We start from the raw sequence: 17,763 nt of genomic DNA, 5'->3' as shown, positions 1-17,763 counted from the left end.
CCTGATTCCGACACAACGAAGCCCGCGCTGCAGATTTGCGGCGCGGGCTTTTCCATGTCTGGTCGCTGATAGATTAGATGTCGAGGTTGGCGACGTTGAGCGCATTGTCCTGGATGAACTCGCGGCGCGGCTCGACTTCATCGCCCATAAGCCGGGCAAACAGGCTGTCGGCATCGACGGCGTCGTTGACGCGAACCTGCAGCAGCGAGCGCACGTTCGGATCGAGCGTCGTTTCCCAGAGCTGCTCGGCATTCATTTCGCCGAGGCCCTTGTAGCGTTGCATCGACAGACCCTTACGACCGCTGGCAAAGACGGCTTCCAGCAGCGCACGGGCCCCGGAGATTTCCGTTTCGCCGTCTCTCCGCACCAGTTTCGGCGGCACGTCGTAGATTTCCTTGAGGCGCGGGCCGAGTTGGTCGATATGGCGGGCATCGGACGAGCCGATCAGCGCCATGTCGAGGGTGATGACTTCCTTGACCCCGCGCACGGTGCGTTCCAGACGCAAGCCGCCCTCGTCGGTCATGTCGCCGATCCAGCCACGTTCCGTTTCTTCGGCAATAATGTCCAGACGACGGGCAACTTCGGCAACGATCGTCGCGGCCCGGGCGGGATCGCTGACCACGTCGGCATTGAGCGCGCCGGCAATCGCCGCCTGCTCTACGACGGCGCGGTTATAGCGGGAATGCAGATTTTCGAGCAGTGCCCTCAGACGCAGCGCGTCCTGAATGACTTCGCGCAGATCCTGGCCGGAGCGGACTTCGCCGCTGCCGAGCCGCAGGCTGGCGTCGTCGAGGCCCTGGCCGATCAGATACTCTTCCAGCGCCTTCTCGTCCTTCAGATACTGGATCGATTTGCCGCGCGACACTTTGTAGAGCGGCGGCTGGGCGATGTAGATGTGGCCGCGCTCGATCAGCTCCGGCATCTGGCGGAAGAAGAAGGTCAGCAGCAGCGTGCGAATATGGGCGCCGTCCACGTCGGCGTCCGTCATGATGATGATCTTGTGGTAGCGCAGCTTGTCGGCGTTGAACTCATCCTTGCCGATGCCGGTGCCGAGCGCGATGATCAGCGTACCGATTTCCTGGCTGCCGAGCATCTTGTCGAAGCGCGCACGCTCGACATTGAGGATCTTGCCTCGCAGCGGCAGGATTGCCTGGTTTTCGCGCGAGCGGCCCTGCTTGGCTGAGCCGCCGGCGGAATCCCCTTCGACGAGGAAGACTTCGGACTTGGTAGGGTCACGCTCGGAGCAGTCGGCGAGCTTGCCCGGCAGCGAGGCGATGTCGAGGGCGCCCTTGCGGCGCGTGAGTTCGCGGGCCTTCTTGGCGGCTTCGCGGGCCATGGCGGCTTCCGCGACCTTGCCGATCAGGATCTTGGCCTCGGTCGGATGTTCTTCGAGCCAAGTGCCGAGCGCCTCGTTGACAAGACTTTCGACGACCGGGCGAACTTCCGAGGAAACCAGCTTGTCCTTGGTCTGCGAAGAGAATTTCGGATCCGGCACTTTCACCGACAGCACGGCCGTCAGGCCTTCGCGGCAGTCGTCTGCCGTCAGCGTCACCTTCTCGCGCTTGCTGATGCCCGAGGTCTCGCCGTAGGAGGTGATCTGACGGGTCAGGGCGCCACGGAAACCGGCCATATGGGTGCCGCCGTCGCGCTGCGGGATGTTGTTGGTGAAGCAGAGTACGTTCTCGTGGTAGCTGTCGTTCCACCACATCGCCACTTCGACGACGATGCCGTCCTTTTCGCCACGGATGGCAACGGGCTTGTCGACCAGCGGCTTCTTGGCGCGATCGAGATAGACGACGAAGGCTTCGAGGCCGCCGTCATAAAGCATTTCCACCTGTTTGACGTCGGAATGACGCTTGTCGGTGAGAAGGATGCGGACGCCGGAATTGAGGAAGGCGAGTTCGCGCAACCGGTGCTCCAGCGTTGCGAAGTCGAACTCGATCATCGTGAAGGTTTCGGTGCTGGGCTGGAAGGTGACTTCCGTGCCCGTTTCGCCGCCGCTGTCTCCGAGCGTCACCAGCGGTGCGTCGGCGACGCCGTGGGTGAAGCTGATCTCGTGGATCTTGCCCTGGCGCTTGATGCGCAACTTGAGCCAGACCGACAGCGCGTTGACGACGGAGACGCCGACGCCATGCAGACCGCCGGACACCTTGTAGGAGTTCTGGTCGAATTTGCCGCCGGCGTGCAGCTGGGTCATGATCACTTCGGCAGCGGATATTCCCTCGCCCGTGTGGATATCCGTCGGAATACCACGACCATTGTCGGTCACCGTCACCGAGCCGTCGGGGTTGAGCGTCACGGTTACCAGGTCGGCGTGGCCACCGAGCGCTTCGTCGATGGCGTTATCGACGACTTCGTAGACCATGTGATGCAGGCCGGAGCCATCATCCGTGTCGCCGATATACATGCCGGGCCGCTTGCGCACGGCATCGAGGCCTTTCAGGACCTTGATGGAGTCAGCGCCATATTCAGGATTGGCGGCATTTTCGGTCGCGGGAATATCGGTCATGGCTTGAAGTCTTTCGTGTTATCGCAGGGCGCGACGATCCTTGCGAATCATCGTTTTTCCTCCCCGGACTATAGGGGTATTTCATAGTCAATGCCAAATACATGACCCCGAAAAGACCTATAAAGCAGGGGATTAAGGCTGATTTCAGCCAGTTTTCCGAGCCTTTTCGAGGATGGCCTCCAGTGCTTCTACAGCATCCTGGTCGAGAAAGCGAAATTGTCCGGCAAGGCGATTGGCGAGCGCCGTATATTGCGGCGCCATCCCCGCCGTGTCGATCACGACCCGCGGGTCGGAACCGCGCGCCAGCATGAACAGCTCCTCGGCCTCGTCCCAGATGATATTGAAATAGCCGGCAATCCTTTGCAGCATGACGAAGGTCGGGAGACCCCGTTTGCCGTGTTCCAGCGCCGAGAGGTAGGCGGGCGTCACGTCGAGCGCGGCCGCCATTTCCTTCTGCGTCACGCCCTTGCGTTCGCGGAGCTTGCGCACCGCTTCGCCGAATGGCGTCATGGCGCATCTCCCGGACGCCTTGCCAGGCGGATATAGAGGGCGCCTTCGCCGCCATGATGCTGGGCCGCCGTTTCATAGGACGAGATGAGATAGCGGAAGTCGGGCTTGGAGAACCACAAAGGTGCTGCCCGCTTCAGAGCGCCTTCGCTGCCCATCGAGCTTCCCTTGCCTGTTATGACCAGCACATGGCGCAGACCGCGCATATGGGCCCGAACCAGGAAATCGAGCAGCAGATCATGCGCCTCGTCCTGGTAGAGGCCGTGCAGGTCGATCCTTGCTTCCAGCGGAAGCCGACCCTTGGCGATCTTGCGCTTCACCGGCCGCTCGAGCGGATGGTGCTTGCTGGCGGAAGGCTGCGGCTTTTGCGGCATCGGCAGGGGTTGTTGCGAAATCGGCATCTTCGGAGGCGGAGGTGATGATACATCGCGCTGCGCTTCGGCGGCCTGCTGCTCGGTCAGAAAGATATCGAGCGCCTGCATCTCGGCCATATGCTGCGGCAGCGGCCGGGTACTCTTGGCGACCTTGCTCCAGAGAATGCGCTCCTCCGGGCTGAGCTTGCGGTCCTTCGCCATCAGCTGAACCTCGCGGCAGCCGCCCTGGGCACGAGAATGTAGAAATCGGCGTCATGACGGACGGTGCCCGCCAGTTCTCCGGCTTCATAGCCCGAGCCGGTGAAGATGTCGCCACGTGCGGGGCCGACAATTGCCGAACCGGTGTCGAGCGCCAGCATCAGCCGCTGGAACGGTCCGCCGTTGTCCAGGTGGGTGAGGCTTTCCGAGCGGATGAAGAAGGGGAAGCCGAAGGTATGGATCAGCCTGTCGACGGCGAGCGCCCGGCCCGCCACCAGCGGCACCTTGGCCGCTGCGATTGGCCCGGCCTGCAGATCTGCAACATCGGCCTCGCGGAAGAAAATGTAGGAGCGATTGTGTGAGAGAACCTCGTCGACTTCTTCCGGATGGGCGTAGAGCCAGTCCCGGATCGTCTGCATCGAGATCGTCGAGCGGTCCAGTTCGCCACGGTCGATCAGCAGCCGACCGACAGCCGAGAACGGATGGCCGGCCTTGGCGGCATATGTGATACGACGGAGCGTCCCATCCGGATATCGCAGCCGCGCGGCGCCCTGAACATGCACGAAAAACACATCGACGCTGGATCTGGCCCAGGCGATTTCCAGACCCTTGCCGGCAAGGTAGCCAGAGGTGATCTCGCCGCGGTCCGGATAGGCATCGATCTCGCCATCCCTCAGACGTGCGAACATGTAGGATGGATCCAGTCCGGCCGGGCGGTTGCTGTCATCGAGATCGACCAAATCGGTCGGGCGACGGTAGAAGGGATAGCGATAGACCGCATCGGGTGTTGCGGACACTTCTATTTCTGGCTCGAAGAATGCGGTGACGAACCCGCTGCGGTCTTCGCTCCGCCGTATGAAAAACGGCTGGCAATTGGCTTCGAAAAAAGCCCGGGCCTCTCCGGCATCGGCTGGCTCGATGTCCTTTGCCGCTTCCAGCAGCGGCAGCAGGTCCGCCGTCGTCAGCCCGAGCGACCCGGCTCGGTAGGACTTTGTCTCAGTGACGTGCCGATAACAGGCCCGCATTGCATCGAAAAGGCCGGAGGGATCGTCATCCCCCCAGCCCTTCAGATCGTCAAAGGTTGTCGGCTCCAGCAAAAAATCGTTGGATCGGGCACTCATTGCTCGGATTCGGTCGCCACAAGTTTCCAGTTCGGATCGCGTGAGCGCGTGTCGCGGGCGAATGTCCAGAGGTCGCTGACTTCAGATACCTGCTCCGCATCGCCATCCACCAGCACGTCGGCCTTGTCGTATGTCGCCGATATCATCTGGCTGACGATGCGAATGGTGACCAATGCATCGGTCTCCTTGATCTCGGCACTCATGATATCGCTCCGGTCGATGCCGACGAAGCTGGACTTGACCCTCTCGCCGCGTGCTTCGCGATCGGCGATCGCTGCGTCGAAGCCCTCGTAAACCTCGTTTGACAGCAGACCCTTCAGCGCCTTCCGGTCGCCATCGGCAAAAGCCATGACGATCATCTCGTAGGCCATGCGGGCGCCCTTGACGAACTCCTTCGGATCGAAGGACGGGTCGATCTTCACCACTTCGCGCAACTGCGCGTTCAGCGGCGTTTCAGGCTTGGCGAAGGCATCGACGGCTGCAAAGCGATTTTCGTCATCGACGGCGTCGCGACGCGGCAGAGTAACGACTTTGCCGGTATCCGGCGCATCGGGACCTTTGACAGCATCGCGCGGAGTGTACAGATCACGTGGTGGCTTCTCGGTGCCCGTGCGGCGACCAAGCACGCTGCGCAACTGAAGGAAGATCAGCACCGCTGCGACCAGAAAGAAAATCGTCACAAAGTCATTCGAACCCATATCGCTCCGGCACCACTGTTCACATTCGAAGTTTCAACACCCATATAGTCAGCATAATGCCATCATTCAAATAGCAGGTCCTCATCTTTGTGATCTGCTATGCTGAACGGCAGCCAAGTTACTCATTCGAGGAAGAGACCATGCGCCTTTCGCTTCTACCTGCCTTCGTCCTGCTGCTCCCCCTGGTGGAGATCGCCGGCTTCGTCGTGGTCGGCAAGGCGATCGGTATCTGGGCAACGCTCGGCCTCGTCGTCCTCAGTGTCGTCGTCGGCGCGTTTCTGCTGCGATCCCAGGGATTGAGCATCCTGCGGCGGCTCTCGATGGCAAGCCGCGACGGTGCAGCGCCTGCCCGCGATCTCGTGCATGGTGCGATGGTGGTGGTGGCTGCGTTCCTGCTGCTGGTACCCGGCTTCTTCACAGACATCCTTGGCCTGCTTCTCTTCATTCCTGGCGTGCGCGATCTCGCTTGGAAGTTTCTCAGCCGCCGCATCGTCATCCTGGGGTCTTCGCCGGCGTTCAATCGCTCGCGCGGCGCGCCGGAAAAGCCGAACAGCTCGGGGCCCGTGGTCGATCTCGACGCAGATGATTTTCGTCGCGGCCCGAATCCAGGCTCTCCGTGGTCCGATCACAAGCGCCTGAAGGACTGAGCCCCGCGGTTTTGGCCCGGCGGCCGAAGGGTTGTAAGCCCCGGCATGAAATGTTAGATGGCGACACCATTTTGAGCCGCGAGGAAGTGCCATGGCCGACGAAATCAACGGCGAGACCGCCCCCAGCCTATCCGTTCTTGCCCAGTACACGAAGGATTTGTCCTTCGAAAATCCCGGTGCGCCGCGCTCGCTGCAGTCCCGCGACAAGCCGCCGGAAATCAATATCAACGTCAACGTCAATGCCAACCCGCTCTCTGACACCGATTTCGACGTCGTGCTGACGCTGAATGCCGATGCCAAGGATGATGGCAAGACCGTATTCCACACCGAGCTGGTTTATGGCGGCGTTTTCCGGGTCGTTGGCTTTCCGCAGGAGCATATGCTGCCACTGCTGTTCATCGAATGCCCACGCCTGCTGTTCCCGTTCGCGCGCCAGATCATTGCCGACGTCACCCGCAACGGCGGCTTCCCGCCGCTTATCATCGACCCGATCGATTTCGCGACGATGTTCACCCAGCGCGTTGCCGAAGAACAGACGCGTGCGCAGGTCAGCTCCGTTCCGAACTGATCCTCGATCGATATCATGAGACATGTGCCCGGCTTGTCCGGGCATTTTTTTATCTATCAGGCAGAACCATATTTCAGCCAGATGCTCTTTTCTCCGAGCTTGGTGAGCAGCGCCCGATGTGCTTCGCGCTCCAGATCGCTTACCCTGTCCGGCAGCGGAGATGGTCTCGCAAGCACCGCGACAACCACGTCGTCATTATCCATCCGGCGATCTGAACCGCTCTGACCGCCTTTATCGGAGCTTAGACCCAAGGCTGTCTGGCGGCCGCCGATCATCTCGATATAGACTTCTGCCAGCAATTCCGAGTCGAGCAGCGCACCGTGCTTGGTGCGGTGGGTATTGTCGATGCCATAGCGGCGGCAGAGGGCATCGAGAGAATTCGGACCCATCGGGTTTTTGCGACGGGCGAGAGACAGGGTGTCGATCACCATCTCCGGCAGGATCGACGGCATGCCGAGACGCGCCAGCTCCGCATTGATGAAGCCCATGTCGAAATTGGCGTTATGGGCGATCCACTTGGCGTCGCCGAAGAATTCCAGCATCGGTCCGGCGACCTCGGCAAAGGGTGGCTTGTCGGCGAGGAACTCGTCGGTAATGCCGTGCACCGCCAGCGCGTCCGGATGGACTTTCTGGCCGGTCGGATTGACGTACATGTGAAAGGTGCGTCCCGTCGGAAAATGGTTGAACAGTTCGACGCCACCGATTTCGATGATGCGGTCGATGCGGCTGTCGAGGCCTGTCGTTTCCGTATCGAAGATGATTTCGCGCATGTCACAAATCCCTGTCCGTCGTGCCCGCCCTCAAGGCGGCAATGATCGCCGCGACCTGGCTGCGGGCCGCCTCGATACCGTTTCCGGTATCGATCAAGAAATCCGCCCTCGCCCGCTTGTCGGCGTCCGGCATCTGCCGAGAGAGAATCATATTGAACTTCTCCTCCGTCATGCCCGGTCGCGCAAGAACCCTTTGGCGCTGAAGCTGTGGATCACAAGTAACGACGACGATGCGATCGACGCGATCTGTGCTTGCCGTTTCGAACAACAGGGGAATGTCGAGCACAACGATATCGGCGCCGGCCAGGGCCTGCTCACCCAGGAATGCCAGTTCGCCGCGGCGCACCAGCGGATGGACTATGGCTTCGAGTGTCTTGAAGCCAGCCGGGTTTGCCGCCAGCTGCCTAGACAACAGCTGCCGGTCAACGATACCGGCTGCAACGGTTCCCGGAAAAGCCGCCTCGATCAAAGGTGCCGCCTCGCCCGCGTACAGTTCGTGCACCGCCTTGTCGGCATCGTTGACCGGAATGCCGGCATCGGCAAACAGCCTGGCCGTTGTCGTCTTGCCCATGCCGATAGAGCCCGTCAGGCCAAGCCGGATCATTTGTGCGCTTCCATGTCTGCGATAACCAACTGCCGCAGGGGGTCATCAACCTCTGGGCGCTGGCCAAACCACTTTTCAAATCCCGGCACCGCTTGGTGTAGCAGCATGCCGAGACCGTCGACCGCGGCGATACCCTGCCGTTCGGCTTGGACAAGCGTTTCCGTCTTCAGCGGCACGTAGACGATATCTGTGGCAACGGCGTCCCTCGCCATCGTCGTGAAATCGATTGCTGGCACCGGGCCTCCTCCATCCATGCCAAGAGAGGTGGTATTGATGAACAAGCCCGCCGACTGCATGACCTCGCGCAAAGCCTTTTCCGGATGGGCATGGACGCTGGGACCGAACCTGTCGGCAAGTTCGCGGGCGCGATCCAGGGTGCGGTTGACCACATGGATCGTACCGATGCCACGGTTGCGGACCGCCTGGATGATGGCGCGGCTTGCGCCACCGGCGCCGAGGACGACGGCGGTTTCCACCTTGTCCCACCCGGGGTGGCGGGCATCGAGATTGGCGACAAAGCCGTGGCCATCGGTATTGGTTGCCATGAGCTGGCCGTTCTCCAGCCACAACGTGTTGGCGGCTCCGAGCTCTTGCGCCAATTCGTCCGGCCGATCGGCCAGCGCGAATGCCTGTTCCTTGTGCGGGATCGTAACATTGCCACCGATGAAGTCGGCGGTGCCGTCCTTCAGCAATGCGATGAAGCCGGGGAAATCTGCCGGGGACACGGCGTGCGCCTGATAGCTGCCGGCGATGTCCAGTGTTTTAAGCCAGTGTCCATGGATGAGCGGCGAGCGGGAATGGCTGACAGGATAGCCTGTGACGAACGCACGCCGGCCGATTGTTTCACGTGAATCATCCATCGATCGCCTCCAGGGCCCGCAATTCGGCGAGCAGCGGCAGCATGGGAAGGCCGAGGATCGTAAAGTAGTCGCCGTCTATCCGCGAGAACAACTGTATCCCCTCGCCTTCCAGCTGATAGGCCCCGACGCTGCCGAGCGCCTTGTCGCCGACCCTGCCGATATGCCGATGGATAAAAGCGGGTGTGAGCGTCCGCATTGTCAATTCGGCATGGGACAGGTGCTCCCAGAGCATGTCGCCATCCCTTGCGATCGCGACGGCACTGTTCAACCGGTGGGTTTTTCCTGAGAGGGCCAGCAAATGGGTCTCTGCCTCGGCGCTATCCTTCGGCTTGTGAAACACGCGAGAGCCGAGTGACATCGTCTGGTCCGAACCGATGACCAGCGAACCATGGTGGCTTTCGCTGACAGCGACAGCCTTGGCCTTGGCGAGAACCAGCGCAATGGCATCCGGGCCGGCGCCGGCTTTTTCAAGCGGTGCCTCAAGGGCACGTTCGTCGATGCTGGCAGCGATGGATTCGAACCGCAGGCCGGCATTTTCCATTAGCATGCGACGAAAGGGGCTGGAGGACGCGAGGATGAGTGGCGATGTCATGGAGTGTCCCTGCGCTATTCGGCAGACTTGCGCTTAGCGCAGCTTCGGTTTGAGGGCAACGATGGCGGCAGCCGTTTCTTCGATCGAGCGCCGGGTCACGTCAATGACGGGCCAGCCGTGCCTGGCGCAAAGCGCACGGGCGTATTTCAATTCCTCGGAGATCGTCGCGCGATCGGTATAATGACCGCGATCGAAGCCGGGCGTAGTGCCGAGGATGCGATTTTCGCGAACCTGCGAAATGCGGTCGGTGGTGGCGATCAAGCCGACGATGAGAGGCTTGGTTGCGGCAGCCAGGCTCGGCGGCAGCGGTACGCCGTAGACGATCGGAATATTCGCGGTCTTGATGCCGCGATTGGCGAGATAGATGCTGGTCGGAGTTTTCGACGTTCGACTGATGCCGACAATGACGACGTCGGCATCATTATAATCATCCGGCATCTGGCCGTCATCATGATCCATGGTGAAATTCAAAGCTTCGATGCGGGCAAAGTAATCCGCATTCATCACATGCTGGGCGCCCACCCTGCGTCGGGAAACGGCGCCGAGATAGGTCTGGAAGACGTTGAGTACCGGTTCGAGCACAGCGACGCACGGGACACCCATCGCCTTGCAGCGCTCGTCGATGAGATCGGCAAGTTCGTGATCGACAATGGTATAGAGCACGATACCCGGAGAAGCATCGATCGCCTCGAGCACCGGCAGCAGCTGCCGGCGATTGCGGATCAGCGGGTAGACATGCTCGATTGGTTGGCTCGCCTGGAATTGGACCGACGCCGCCCTTCCGGCGGAAATGAGAGTCTCTCCGGTTGAGTCAGATATCAGGTGCAGATGAAAGAAATTTATTCTGTTCTCCACGTTGTTTTCCGTCGTCTGTTGATAACCGGGGAGGAAAATATAATTGGGCAGCCTCATGGCGGAGGGGCTGGGATAACTGCCAAGTTGTCCACAATTGCGATTTTGCGGCTTGCTGAAAACAGAAGCTTTGAAGACTGGGGATAAAGAAGCTTCGACCGATTGTCATCCTAACCTTGTCCACAGGATACGCAAATCTACGGTCACGCTAAATGCCAGGGATGATTGATGAAATTCATTCTGTCCCCATATCTCGTCAAGATGCCGCAATTTTCGTCCCGACTATTCCGGGATATGGCAGTCACGGGGACTTCGCGTGGATAAGTGATAATCCTTGATAGTCACCGACTCTTAGAAATAGAAACCTTAAGAAGAGCTTTATAATTTTTAGAGGGAAGAGGCATTTGACGGCAGAACGCAGGGCAATTATGAGAGTGTTGGCGGGAGAAACGCTGACACCCCCTCCGATATGGCTGATGCGACAAGCAGGTCGATATCTTCCCGAATACAAGGCAACGAGGGCTCAGGCGGGGAGCTTTCTGGACCTCTGTTACTCGCCGGATCACGCCGTTGAGGTGACGCTGCAGCCGATAAGGCGCTATGGCTTCGATGCTGCGATATTGTTTTCGGATATCCTCGTCATCCCTGACGCCTTGCACCGGAATGTAAGGTTTACGGAAGGCCACGGGCCACAGATGAATCCCATCGACGAGGCCGGTATTCTGGCTCTTGAACCGAAGGATGTGCTCGAGCACCTGAAGCCTGTGTTTGAAACTGTGCGGCGGCTGCGGGCCGAACTGCCGGGCGAAACGACGCTGCTCGGTTTCTGCGGGGCGCCGTGGACGGTGGCGACGTACATGATCGCCGGACACGGGACACCTGATCAGGCGCCGGCCCGACTGTTCGGCTATCGCCATCGCAAGGCTTTCGAACACCTGCTGGCAATGCTCGCCGAGCTCTCTGCCGATTATCTCGTGGCGCAAATCGATGCCGGTGCCGACGCGGTGCAGATTTTCGATTCCTGGGCGGGCGTCCTCGGGGAAGCGGAATTCGAGGCATTTGCCGTGGCTCCCGTGGCGCGGATTATCGCTTCGGTAAAGGCGCGCCGTCCTCAGGCGCGGATCATCGCTTTTGCCAAAAATGCGGGCTACATGCTGAAGGATTATCGCCGCAAGACCGGCGCCGATGCGATTGGCTTGGACTGGTCCGTTCCCCTCTCCTTCGCTGCCGAACTGCAGCGGGACGGGCCTATCCAGGGTAACCTCGATCCGATGCGCCTGGTGGCCGGCGGCGATGCGCTGACAGACGGGATAGACCGGATCCTGGAGCGGCTTGGCGACGGACCCCTCATATTCAACCTCGGCCATGGCATCACGCCCCAGGCAGATCCTGAAAATGTTGCTGTGCTGGTCGACAGGGTGCGGAGTTTCAAGTTTTGACGGCCGAAAAGCAGACGGATCAAAAGGCGGGACGGACGGCACGTAGCCGCGCGCTGACCGCAATCCTCGTTTTCGTGCTGCTCGCCGTGGCGCTGTTTTACTGGAACCCGGATAATCTCTATCTGTGGATCAAGGCGTTGCATGTCATCGCAGTTATCTCCTGGATGGCCGGGCTGCTCTACATGCCTCGGCTGTTCATCTATCACACCGACGCGGCGCCGGGCTCTGCCCAGTCGGAAACCTTCAAGGTCATGGAGCAGCGGCTGCTCAAGGTGATCATGAATCCTGCAATGATGCTGACCTGGATCTTCGGGCTATACCTTGCCTGGTCGGGGTTTGCGTTCCAGGGTGGTTGGCTGCATGCAAAGATTGGTCTTGTCGTGCTTCTGACTGGTGTCCATGTGTATTTCAGTCGTGCCGTGAAAGCCTTCGCAAAAGACCAGAACACCCGCTCCGCCCGCTATTGGCGTTTTGCTAACGAGGCGCCGACGGTGCTGATGATTGCCATCGTCATCCTCGTCGTGGTCAAACCTTTCGCCTAGAAAAGGCGTCATTTTAAATTTTCGCCATCGGCGACATGCCCCTTGCGGCTTCCTGCGGAAGTCGCTATTTTCGCGCATCTCATCTTCGTGGCATGTATTCATCCTGTCGCCCGCGAGTCCCCTTCGCGGTCCCGAATACGAAAACGTCGCCTTTCCCTTTCTAAAAATAGAGTAATGGTCCCTTCATGGCTGAAATGAAGCTGCAAGAACTGAAAAGCAAATCCCCGACCGATTTGCTGGCTTTCGCCGAATCGCTCGAGGTCGAAAGCGCCAGCACGTTGCGCAAACAGGAATTGATGTTTGCCATCCTGAAGGTGCTGGCCAGCCAGGACGTGGAAATCATTGGCGAAGGCGTGGTTGAAGTCCTCCAGGACGGATTTGGATTCCTGCGCTCTGCCAATGCAAACTATCTGCCCGGGCCCGACGATATCTACATTTCGCCCTCGCAGATCCGCCGTTTCTCGCTGAAGACCGGCGACACCGTCGAAGGCCCAATCCGTGGACCTAAGGAAGGCGAGCGCTATTTTGCTCTGCTCAAGGTCAATGCGATCAACTTCGACGATCCTGAGAAAATCCGCCACAAGGTTCACTTCGACAACCTGACGCCGCTTTATCCGAACGACCGCTTCCGTATGGAACTCGACGTGCCGACGACCAAGGATCTCTCTGCCCGCGTCATCGATCTCGTGGCGCCGATCGGCAAGGGCCAGCGCGGCCTCATCGTTGCTCCGCCGCGCACTGGTAAAACCGTCCTGCTCCAGAACATTGCGCACTCGATCACGGCCAATCATCCCGAATGCTATCTGATTGTCCTTCTCATCGACGAGCGGCCTGAAGAAGTGACGGACATGCAGCGCTCTGTGCGCGGCGAGGTCGTGTCATCAACCTTTGACGAGCCGGCGGTTCGCCACGTACAGGTCGCTGAAATGGTAATCGAGAAGGCGAAGCGTCTCGTGGAGCACGGGCGTGACGTCGTCATCCTGCTCGATTCGATCACCCGTCTCGGTCGCGCCTACAACACCGTCGTGCCATCGTCTGGCAAGGTCCTAACGGGTGGTGTCGACGCCAACGCGCTGCAGCGCCCGAAGCGCTTCTTCGGTGCTGCGCGAAATATCGAGGAAGGCGGATCGCTGACGATCATCGCGACAGCGTTGATCGATACCGGGAGCCGCATGGACGAAGTCATTTTCGAAGAATTCAAGGGTACCGGCAACTCGGAAATCGTGCTCGACCGCAAGGTCGCCGACAAGCGCATCTTCCCGGCGATGGATATCCTTAAGTCCGGTACGCGTAAGGAAGACCTGCTCGTTCCGCGTCAGGATCTGCAGAAGATCTTTGTTCTTCGCCGTATCCTTGCCCCGATGGGTACGACGGATGCAATCGAATTCCTCATCGACAAGCTGAAGCAGACAAAGAACAATCCGGATTTCTTCGACTCGATGAATACCTGATTTCAATCGGCCGAACGTTTGCAACTTAAGGGCCGCCATGTGCGGCCTTTATGCTGGGTAGATCGATTCGGTTCCGTACCAAATGCGGTGCAACGTGTCACAATTTGCAGATACGATCTATGCGTTGTCTAGTGGCGGCTTACCCGCCGGCGTCGCTGTCATCCGCGTCAGTGGTAATGGTGCATTTGCGGTGGCCTCGCGGATTGCAGGGCAACTGCCGGCGCCTCGCACTGCCTCACTGAGAACGATTCGGACTCGAAACGGATCGGTGATCGACAAGGGTATTGTTCTGCTTTTTCCCGGTCCGAACTCGTTCACCGGAGAAGATTGTGCGGAATTTCAAGTGCATGGGGGCCTCGCAGTTGTGGCTGCGATATTGGACGAGCTCTCAGCTATTTCCGGATGCAGACTGGCGGAGAATGGTGAATTTTCACGACGAGCGTTCGAAAATGGAAGGATGGATCTGCTAGAGGCGGAGGGTCTCGCAGATCTCTTGGCGGCCGAAACCGAAATGCAGCGGCGGCTGGCGATAGAACAGAGCAACGGCGGACGTTCCGAGCTGTATGCTGCCTGGGCGATCCGCATAACGCGCGCCAGGGCTCTGATTGAGGCCGAGCTCGACTTCTCGGATGAAGGTGATGTGCCCGGCTCCGTCTCAGATCAGGTTTGGGCTGAAATGCTCCTGATCCGTGATGCGATTTCAGACCATTTGGCTGGCGCAAGGTTCGGAGAAATCGTCCGCGACGGGTTCCGAGTTGCGATAGCTGGACCGCCCAATAGCGGGAAATCGACGTTGCTGAATGCGTTGGCCGGTCGAGATGTTGCCATCGTCACAGAGATCGCCGGCACGACGCGCGATGTCCTTGAGGTTAATCTTGATATAGACGGCTTTCGGGTCCGCTTGTTCGATACCGCCGGCGTTCGCGAGACGGAAGATGTGGTGGAAGCAGAGGGTGTGAAGCGCGCATTTCAGACCGTTGAGGCAGCGGATCTCGTCCTCGTGCTGAGAGAGATTGGCAGTCCCGAAACAGAGACTGTCGGTCATCCTGACGCGATCCAGGTAGGGACTAAAGCAGATATCCACGGGCCGTCTGAGCAATACGATATTTGTATTTCTGTTCAAAATGGGACTGGACTGTCGGAATTAAAAGATCGCCTTTTGGCAGAACTTGGAAAGCGCTCCAGTGGTCTTTCCATGGCAGTTCCCGCGAGGCGGAGACACCGTGTGCTGCTGGAACAAACGATTTCAGACATCACTTTCGCTTTAAATTCCTCTGACGGACTTGATATCAGAGCTGAGCATTTGCGCGCCGCTGCCCGCTCATTGGGGCGGATAACCGGGCATGTGGATGTGGAAGATTTGCTCGGTGTAATTTTCTCTGAGTTCTGCGTCGGTAAATGATTCACGTGAAACATTCGGTGACTGCGTTGGAAACGTGTTTCACGTGAAACTTCTTGACTCCCGGTCGTTAGTCCGGAAAACAGCCTAAGCTGGAGATTACGATGCAAACGACGCGTTATGATGTAGTTGTAGTAGGTGGCGGCCACGCAGGCAGTGAAGCCGCAGCTGCGGCCGCCCGCCTTGGTGCACGCACCGCACTTGTTACGCATCGCCGGGACACCATCGGCGTCATGTCCTGTAATCCTGCCATTGGTGGGCTTGGTAAAGGGCATCTCGTTCGCGAGATCGATGCGTTTGATGGACTGATGGGCCGTGTTGCAGATGCTGCCGGAATACAGTTCCGAATGCTCAATCGCAAGAAGGGACCGGCGGTACGCGGTCCTCGCACCCAGGCAGACCGCAAGCTTTATCGCCTCGCCATGCAGGCTGAAATCGCATCGCTGGAAAACCTGGAGGTTGTTGAGGGTGATGTTTTCGATATCCTCCAGCGCGATGGGCGAGTTACCGGAATCTCCCTGCGAGACGGTACGGAACTTCACTGCCGCAGCGTTGTGGTCACGACAGGTACGTTCCTTCGAGGATTGATCCATATCGGCGACCAGAAGGTCCCGGCAGGACGTATGGGCGAGGAGCCTTCGGTTGGACTGTCGGGCACGCTGGAGCGGCTTGGCATTTCGTTGGCCAGGTTGAAGACTGGTACCCCAGCTAGGCTCGATGGCAAGACGATCGATTGGACGGCAGTCGGCAGGCAAGGGGCGGATGAAGATCCGGTGCCCTTCTCGTTCATGACGGACATGATCGTCAACAGACAGGTCGATTGCGGTGTGACGCGGACGACGGCCGCCACGCACAAGATCGTTATGGATAATCTCCAGCAGTCTGCCATGTATTCGGGCCAGATTGAGGGAATAGGTCCGCGCTACTGTCCGTCAATCGAAGATAAGATTGTCAAGTTCGGCGAACGTGACGGTCACCAGATCTTTCTTGAGCCCGAGGGCTTGGACGACGATACCATTTACCCAAATGGTATTTCCACAAGTTTGCCTGAGTCAGTGCAGCAGGCCTTTATCAGGACTATTCCGGGTCTGGAACGAGTTACGATCCTACAGCCGGGTTATGCAATTGAATACGATCATGTCGATCCACGCGAACTCAGCGCTTCGCTGGAGCTGCGCAAGCTACCGGGACTTTTTCTCGGTGGTCAAATCAACGGGACAACCGGTTATGAAGAAGCAGCCGCGCAAGGTTTGGTAGCTGGTCTTAACGCGGCGCGTCTTTCTGCGGGAATGGATGCTGTCCATTTCAGTCGTACGCAATCCTATATTGGCGTGATGATCGATGATCTGACGTCACGCGGTGTTGCTGAGCCATACAGGATGTTCACGTCCCGCGCAGAATATAGACTTTCGCTACGAGCAGACAATGCCGACGTGAGGTTGACACCGACTGCCATGGCAATCGGTTGCGTAGGTGCCGAGAGATCAGCACGCTTTAAGAGCTACCTTGGGCGTCTGGAAGCTGGACGGAAGCTGCTTCAGGAGCTCACTGTTACCCCGAACGCTGCTGCGGCTTTTGGTATTCATCTCAATCAGGATGGACAACGTCGCTCGGCTTACGAGCTTTTGTCACACCAGGATCACGATCGCTCATCGCTGCAGCGCATCTGGCCCGAGCTTGCAGCGCTCGAATCGCCTGTCGCTGAGGCGCTTGCGATCGAAGCGACATACTCGGTGTATATGGAGCGACAGGCGTCCGATATCGAAAAGGTACAACGTGAAGAAGCCATGGTTATTCCATCTGGTTTTGATTTTTCATTGCTTTCCGGTCTGTCGAATGAATTGACGCATAAATTGAAACAGGCTGTCCCAGCCAATCTTGCGCAAGCTGCCAAAGTCGATGGCATGACGCCGGCAGCGCTCTTGTTGCTGATTGCTGCATTGAGAAAGTATGCCGCAGCGACATCGACCAGAGTGGCGTGATCTTACAAGGCTGGAGAGTCCTCATATGGAATTGAACGGTTTACGTGTTTCACGTGAAACATCTGATCGGCTGATCATCTTCAGTGCGCTTTTCGAGAAGTGGGCGAAGACAATCAATTTGGTAGCGCCATCGACACGCAACGAGCTTTGGCAGCGCCACATTGCCGATAGCGCACAGATATTTCAGCTCTATCCGAAGCCGATTCATTGGCTTGACCTAGGCAGTGGCGGGGGCTTTCCGGGAATAATTACATCGATATTCCTGGCAGAGCTCGGTGACGGACATGTCGATCTCATCGAAAGCAACCAGAAGAAGGCCGCTTTCCTGCGGACTTGTCTGCGTGAGTGCGGTGGTCGAGGCAGCGTCCACTGCATGCGTATCGAGGAAGCGCAGAACACGATTGCAAGATGCGATGCGATCTCGGCAAGGGCTTTGGGAGATCTGTCTCTTTTATTTGAATATGCATCGCCTTGGGCGGGGGAAACCGAATCCCTTAAACTTTTTCTTCATAAAGGCCGGGATTACCAACGGGAGATCGACGCCGCCCATGGTGGCTGGGAGTTCGATCTGGTAAAGCATGAGAGCGTTCTTGAGGCAGATTCCGTTATCCTGGAAATTTCGAACCTCAGACGCCGAGCTTAATCGAACC

Annotated in this window: 18 protein-coding genes; 8 read left to right on the top strand and 10 right to left on the bottom strand. The window is 58.7% G+C overall.

The window, feature by feature from the left end:
• Positions 1 to 73: 73 nt before the first annotated feature.
• From gyrB to EQW76_RS24430, 5 genes are all read right to left on the bottom strand, one after another.
• Positions 74 to 2,509 (bottom strand): DNA topoisomerase (ATP-hydrolyzing) subunit B, encoded by a 2,436-nt coding sequence (gene gyrB / locus EQW76_RS24450; protein ID WP_142828699.1) that lies wholly within the window; start codon positions 2,507 to 2,509, stop codon positions 74 to 76.
• A gap of 144 nt (positions 2,510 to 2,653) precedes the next feature.
• Positions 2,654 to 3,019 carry a helix-turn-helix transcriptional regulator gene (locus tag EQW76_RS24445; RefSeq protein ID WP_142828701.1) on the bottom strand — a complete coding sequence of 122 codons (366 nt, stop codon included), beginning with the start codon at positions 3,017 to 3,019 and terminating at the stop codon, positions 2,654 to 2,656.
• Positions 3,016 to 3,591, bottom strand: coding sequence for a Smr/MutS family protein (locus tag EQW76_RS24440; protein WP_142828703.1), 576 nt, complete (start codon positions 3,589 to 3,591; stop codon positions 3,016 to 3,018). Before EQW76_RS24440 ends, EQW76_RS24445 begins: the two co-directional genes overlap by 4 nt.
• Positions 3,591 to 4,709 carry a murein transglycosylase A gene (locus EQW76_RS24435; protein ID WP_142828704.1) on the bottom strand — a complete coding sequence of 373 codons (1,119 nt, stop codon included), beginning with the start codon at positions 4,707 to 4,709 and terminating at the stop codon, positions 3,591 to 3,593. Before EQW76_RS24435 ends, EQW76_RS24440 begins: the two co-directional genes overlap by 1 nt.
• Positions 4,706 to 5,407, bottom strand: a complete 702-nt coding sequence (locus EQW76_RS24430; protein WP_142828706.1) for a Tim44/TimA family putative adaptor protein — start codon at positions 5,405 to 5,407, stop codon at positions 4,706 to 4,708. Before EQW76_RS24430 ends, EQW76_RS24435 begins: the two co-directional genes overlap by 4 nt.
• Before the next feature lie 140 nt (positions 5,408 to 5,547).
• On the opposite strand from EQW76_RS24430, the gene EQW76_RS24425 reads away from it, so the two are divergent.
• Both EQW76_RS24425 and secB read left to right on the top strand, forming a co-directional pair.
• Complete coding sequence (locus EQW76_RS24425) at positions 5,548 to 6,054, top strand: FxsA family protein (RefSeq protein ID WP_142828708.1); 507 nt, start codon at positions 5,548 to 5,550, stop codon at positions 6,052 to 6,054.
• Between the two features lie 91 nt (positions 6,055 to 6,145).
• Positions 6,146 to 6,622 (top strand): protein-export chaperone SecB, encoded by a 477-nt coding sequence (secB, locus tag EQW76_RS24420; RefSeq protein ID WP_111222128.1) that lies wholly within the window; start codon positions 6,146 to 6,148, stop codon positions 6,620 to 6,622.
• Positions 6,623 to 6,678: 56 nt separating this feature from the next.
• On the opposite strand, the gene dnaQ is transcribed toward secB, so the two are convergent.
• From dnaQ to EQW76_RS24395, 5 genes are read right to left on the bottom strand one after another with little or no spacing between them, the layout of a single operon-like run.
• Positions 6,679 to 7,392 carry a DNA polymerase III subunit epsilon gene (gene dnaQ / locus EQW76_RS24415; protein WP_142828710.1) on the bottom strand — a complete coding sequence of 238 codons (714 nt, stop codon included), beginning with the start codon at positions 7,390 to 7,392 and terminating at the stop codon, positions 6,679 to 6,681.
• Position 7,393: 1 nt separating this feature from the next.
• On the bottom strand, positions 7,394 to 7,996 hold the full coding sequence (coaE, locus tag EQW76_RS24410; protein WP_142828712.1) for a dephospho-CoA kinase: 603 nt from the start codon (positions 7,994 to 7,996) through the stop codon (positions 7,394 to 7,396).
• A complete protein-coding gene (locus EQW76_RS24405) occupies positions 7,993 to 8,856 on the bottom strand; it encodes a shikimate dehydrogenase (RefSeq protein WP_142828714.1) in 864 nt (287 codons plus the stop codon). Before EQW76_RS24405 ends, coaE begins: the two co-directional genes overlap by 4 nt.
• Positions 8,849 to 9,448, bottom strand: coding sequence for a Maf-like protein (locus EQW76_RS24400; protein WP_143123322.1), 600 nt, complete (start codon positions 9,446 to 9,448; stop codon positions 8,849 to 8,851). The genes EQW76_RS24405 and EQW76_RS24400 overlap by 8 nt, the downstream gene beginning before the upstream one ends.
• 33 nt (positions 9,449 to 9,481) lie before the next feature.
• Positions 9,482 to 10,303, bottom strand: coding sequence for a pyruvate, water dikinase regulatory protein (locus EQW76_RS24395; RefSeq protein WP_142828717.1), 822 nt, complete (start codon positions 10,301 to 10,303; stop codon positions 9,482 to 9,484).
• 401 nt (positions 10,304 to 10,704) lie between these two features.
• Between EQW76_RS24395 and hemE the strand changes: the two genes are divergently transcribed.
• The 6 genes from hemE to rsmG all read left to right on the top strand — a co-directional run bounded on the left by hemE (position 10,705) and on the right by rsmG (position 17,756).
• The gene (gene hemE / locus EQW76_RS24390) at positions 10,705 to 11,739 is read left to right on the top strand and encodes a uroporphyrinogen decarboxylase (RefSeq protein ID WP_142828719.1); all 1,035 of its coding nucleotides are present in this window, start codon (positions 10,705 to 10,707) and stop codon (positions 11,737 to 11,739) included.
• A complete protein-coding gene (gene hemJ, locus EQW76_RS24385; protein ID WP_142828721.1) occupies positions 11,736 to 12,281 on the top strand; it encodes a protoporphyrinogen oxidase HemJ in 546 nt (181 codons plus the stop codon). The genes hemE and hemJ overlap by 4 nt, the downstream gene beginning before the upstream one ends.
• Positions 12,282 to 12,466: 185 nt before the next feature.
• A complete protein-coding gene (gene rho, locus EQW76_RS24380; protein WP_143123321.1) occupies positions 12,467 to 13,732 on the top strand; it encodes a transcription termination factor Rho in 1,266 nt (421 codons plus the stop codon).
• 82 nt (positions 13,733 to 13,814) lie between these two features.
• On the top strand, positions 13,815 to 15,134 hold the full coding sequence (gene mnmE, locus EQW76_RS24375; protein ID WP_142828723.1) for a tRNA uridine-5-carboxymethylaminomethyl(34) synthesis GTPase MnmE: 1,320 nt from the start codon (positions 13,815 to 13,817) through the stop codon (positions 15,132 to 15,134).
• A gap of 101 nt (positions 15,135 to 15,235) precedes the next feature.
• A complete protein-coding gene (gene mnmG / locus EQW76_RS24370; RefSeq protein WP_143123320.1) occupies positions 15,236 to 17,113 on the top strand; it encodes a tRNA uridine-5-carboxymethylaminomethyl(34) synthesis enzyme MnmG in 1,878 nt (625 codons plus the stop codon).
• 25 nt (positions 17,114 to 17,138) lie between these two features.
• Entirely contained in the window at positions 17,139 to 17,756 is a 618-nt protein-coding gene (gene rsmG / locus EQW76_RS24365; protein WP_142828727.1) for a 16S rRNA (guanine(527)-N(7))-methyltransferase RsmG, read from the top strand.
• Positions 17,757 to 17,763 lie beyond the last annotated feature (7 nt).

Source organism: Rhizobium sp. rho-13.1, from assembly GCF_007000305.1.
Taxonomy (GTDB): Bacteria; Pseudomonadota; Alphaproteobacteria; order Rhizobiales; family Rhizobiaceae; genus Rhizobium; species Rhizobium rhododendri.
The sequence above is the reverse complement of the archived record's forward strand: the minus strand, read 5'-3'. Positions and strand labels throughout refer to the sequence as shown.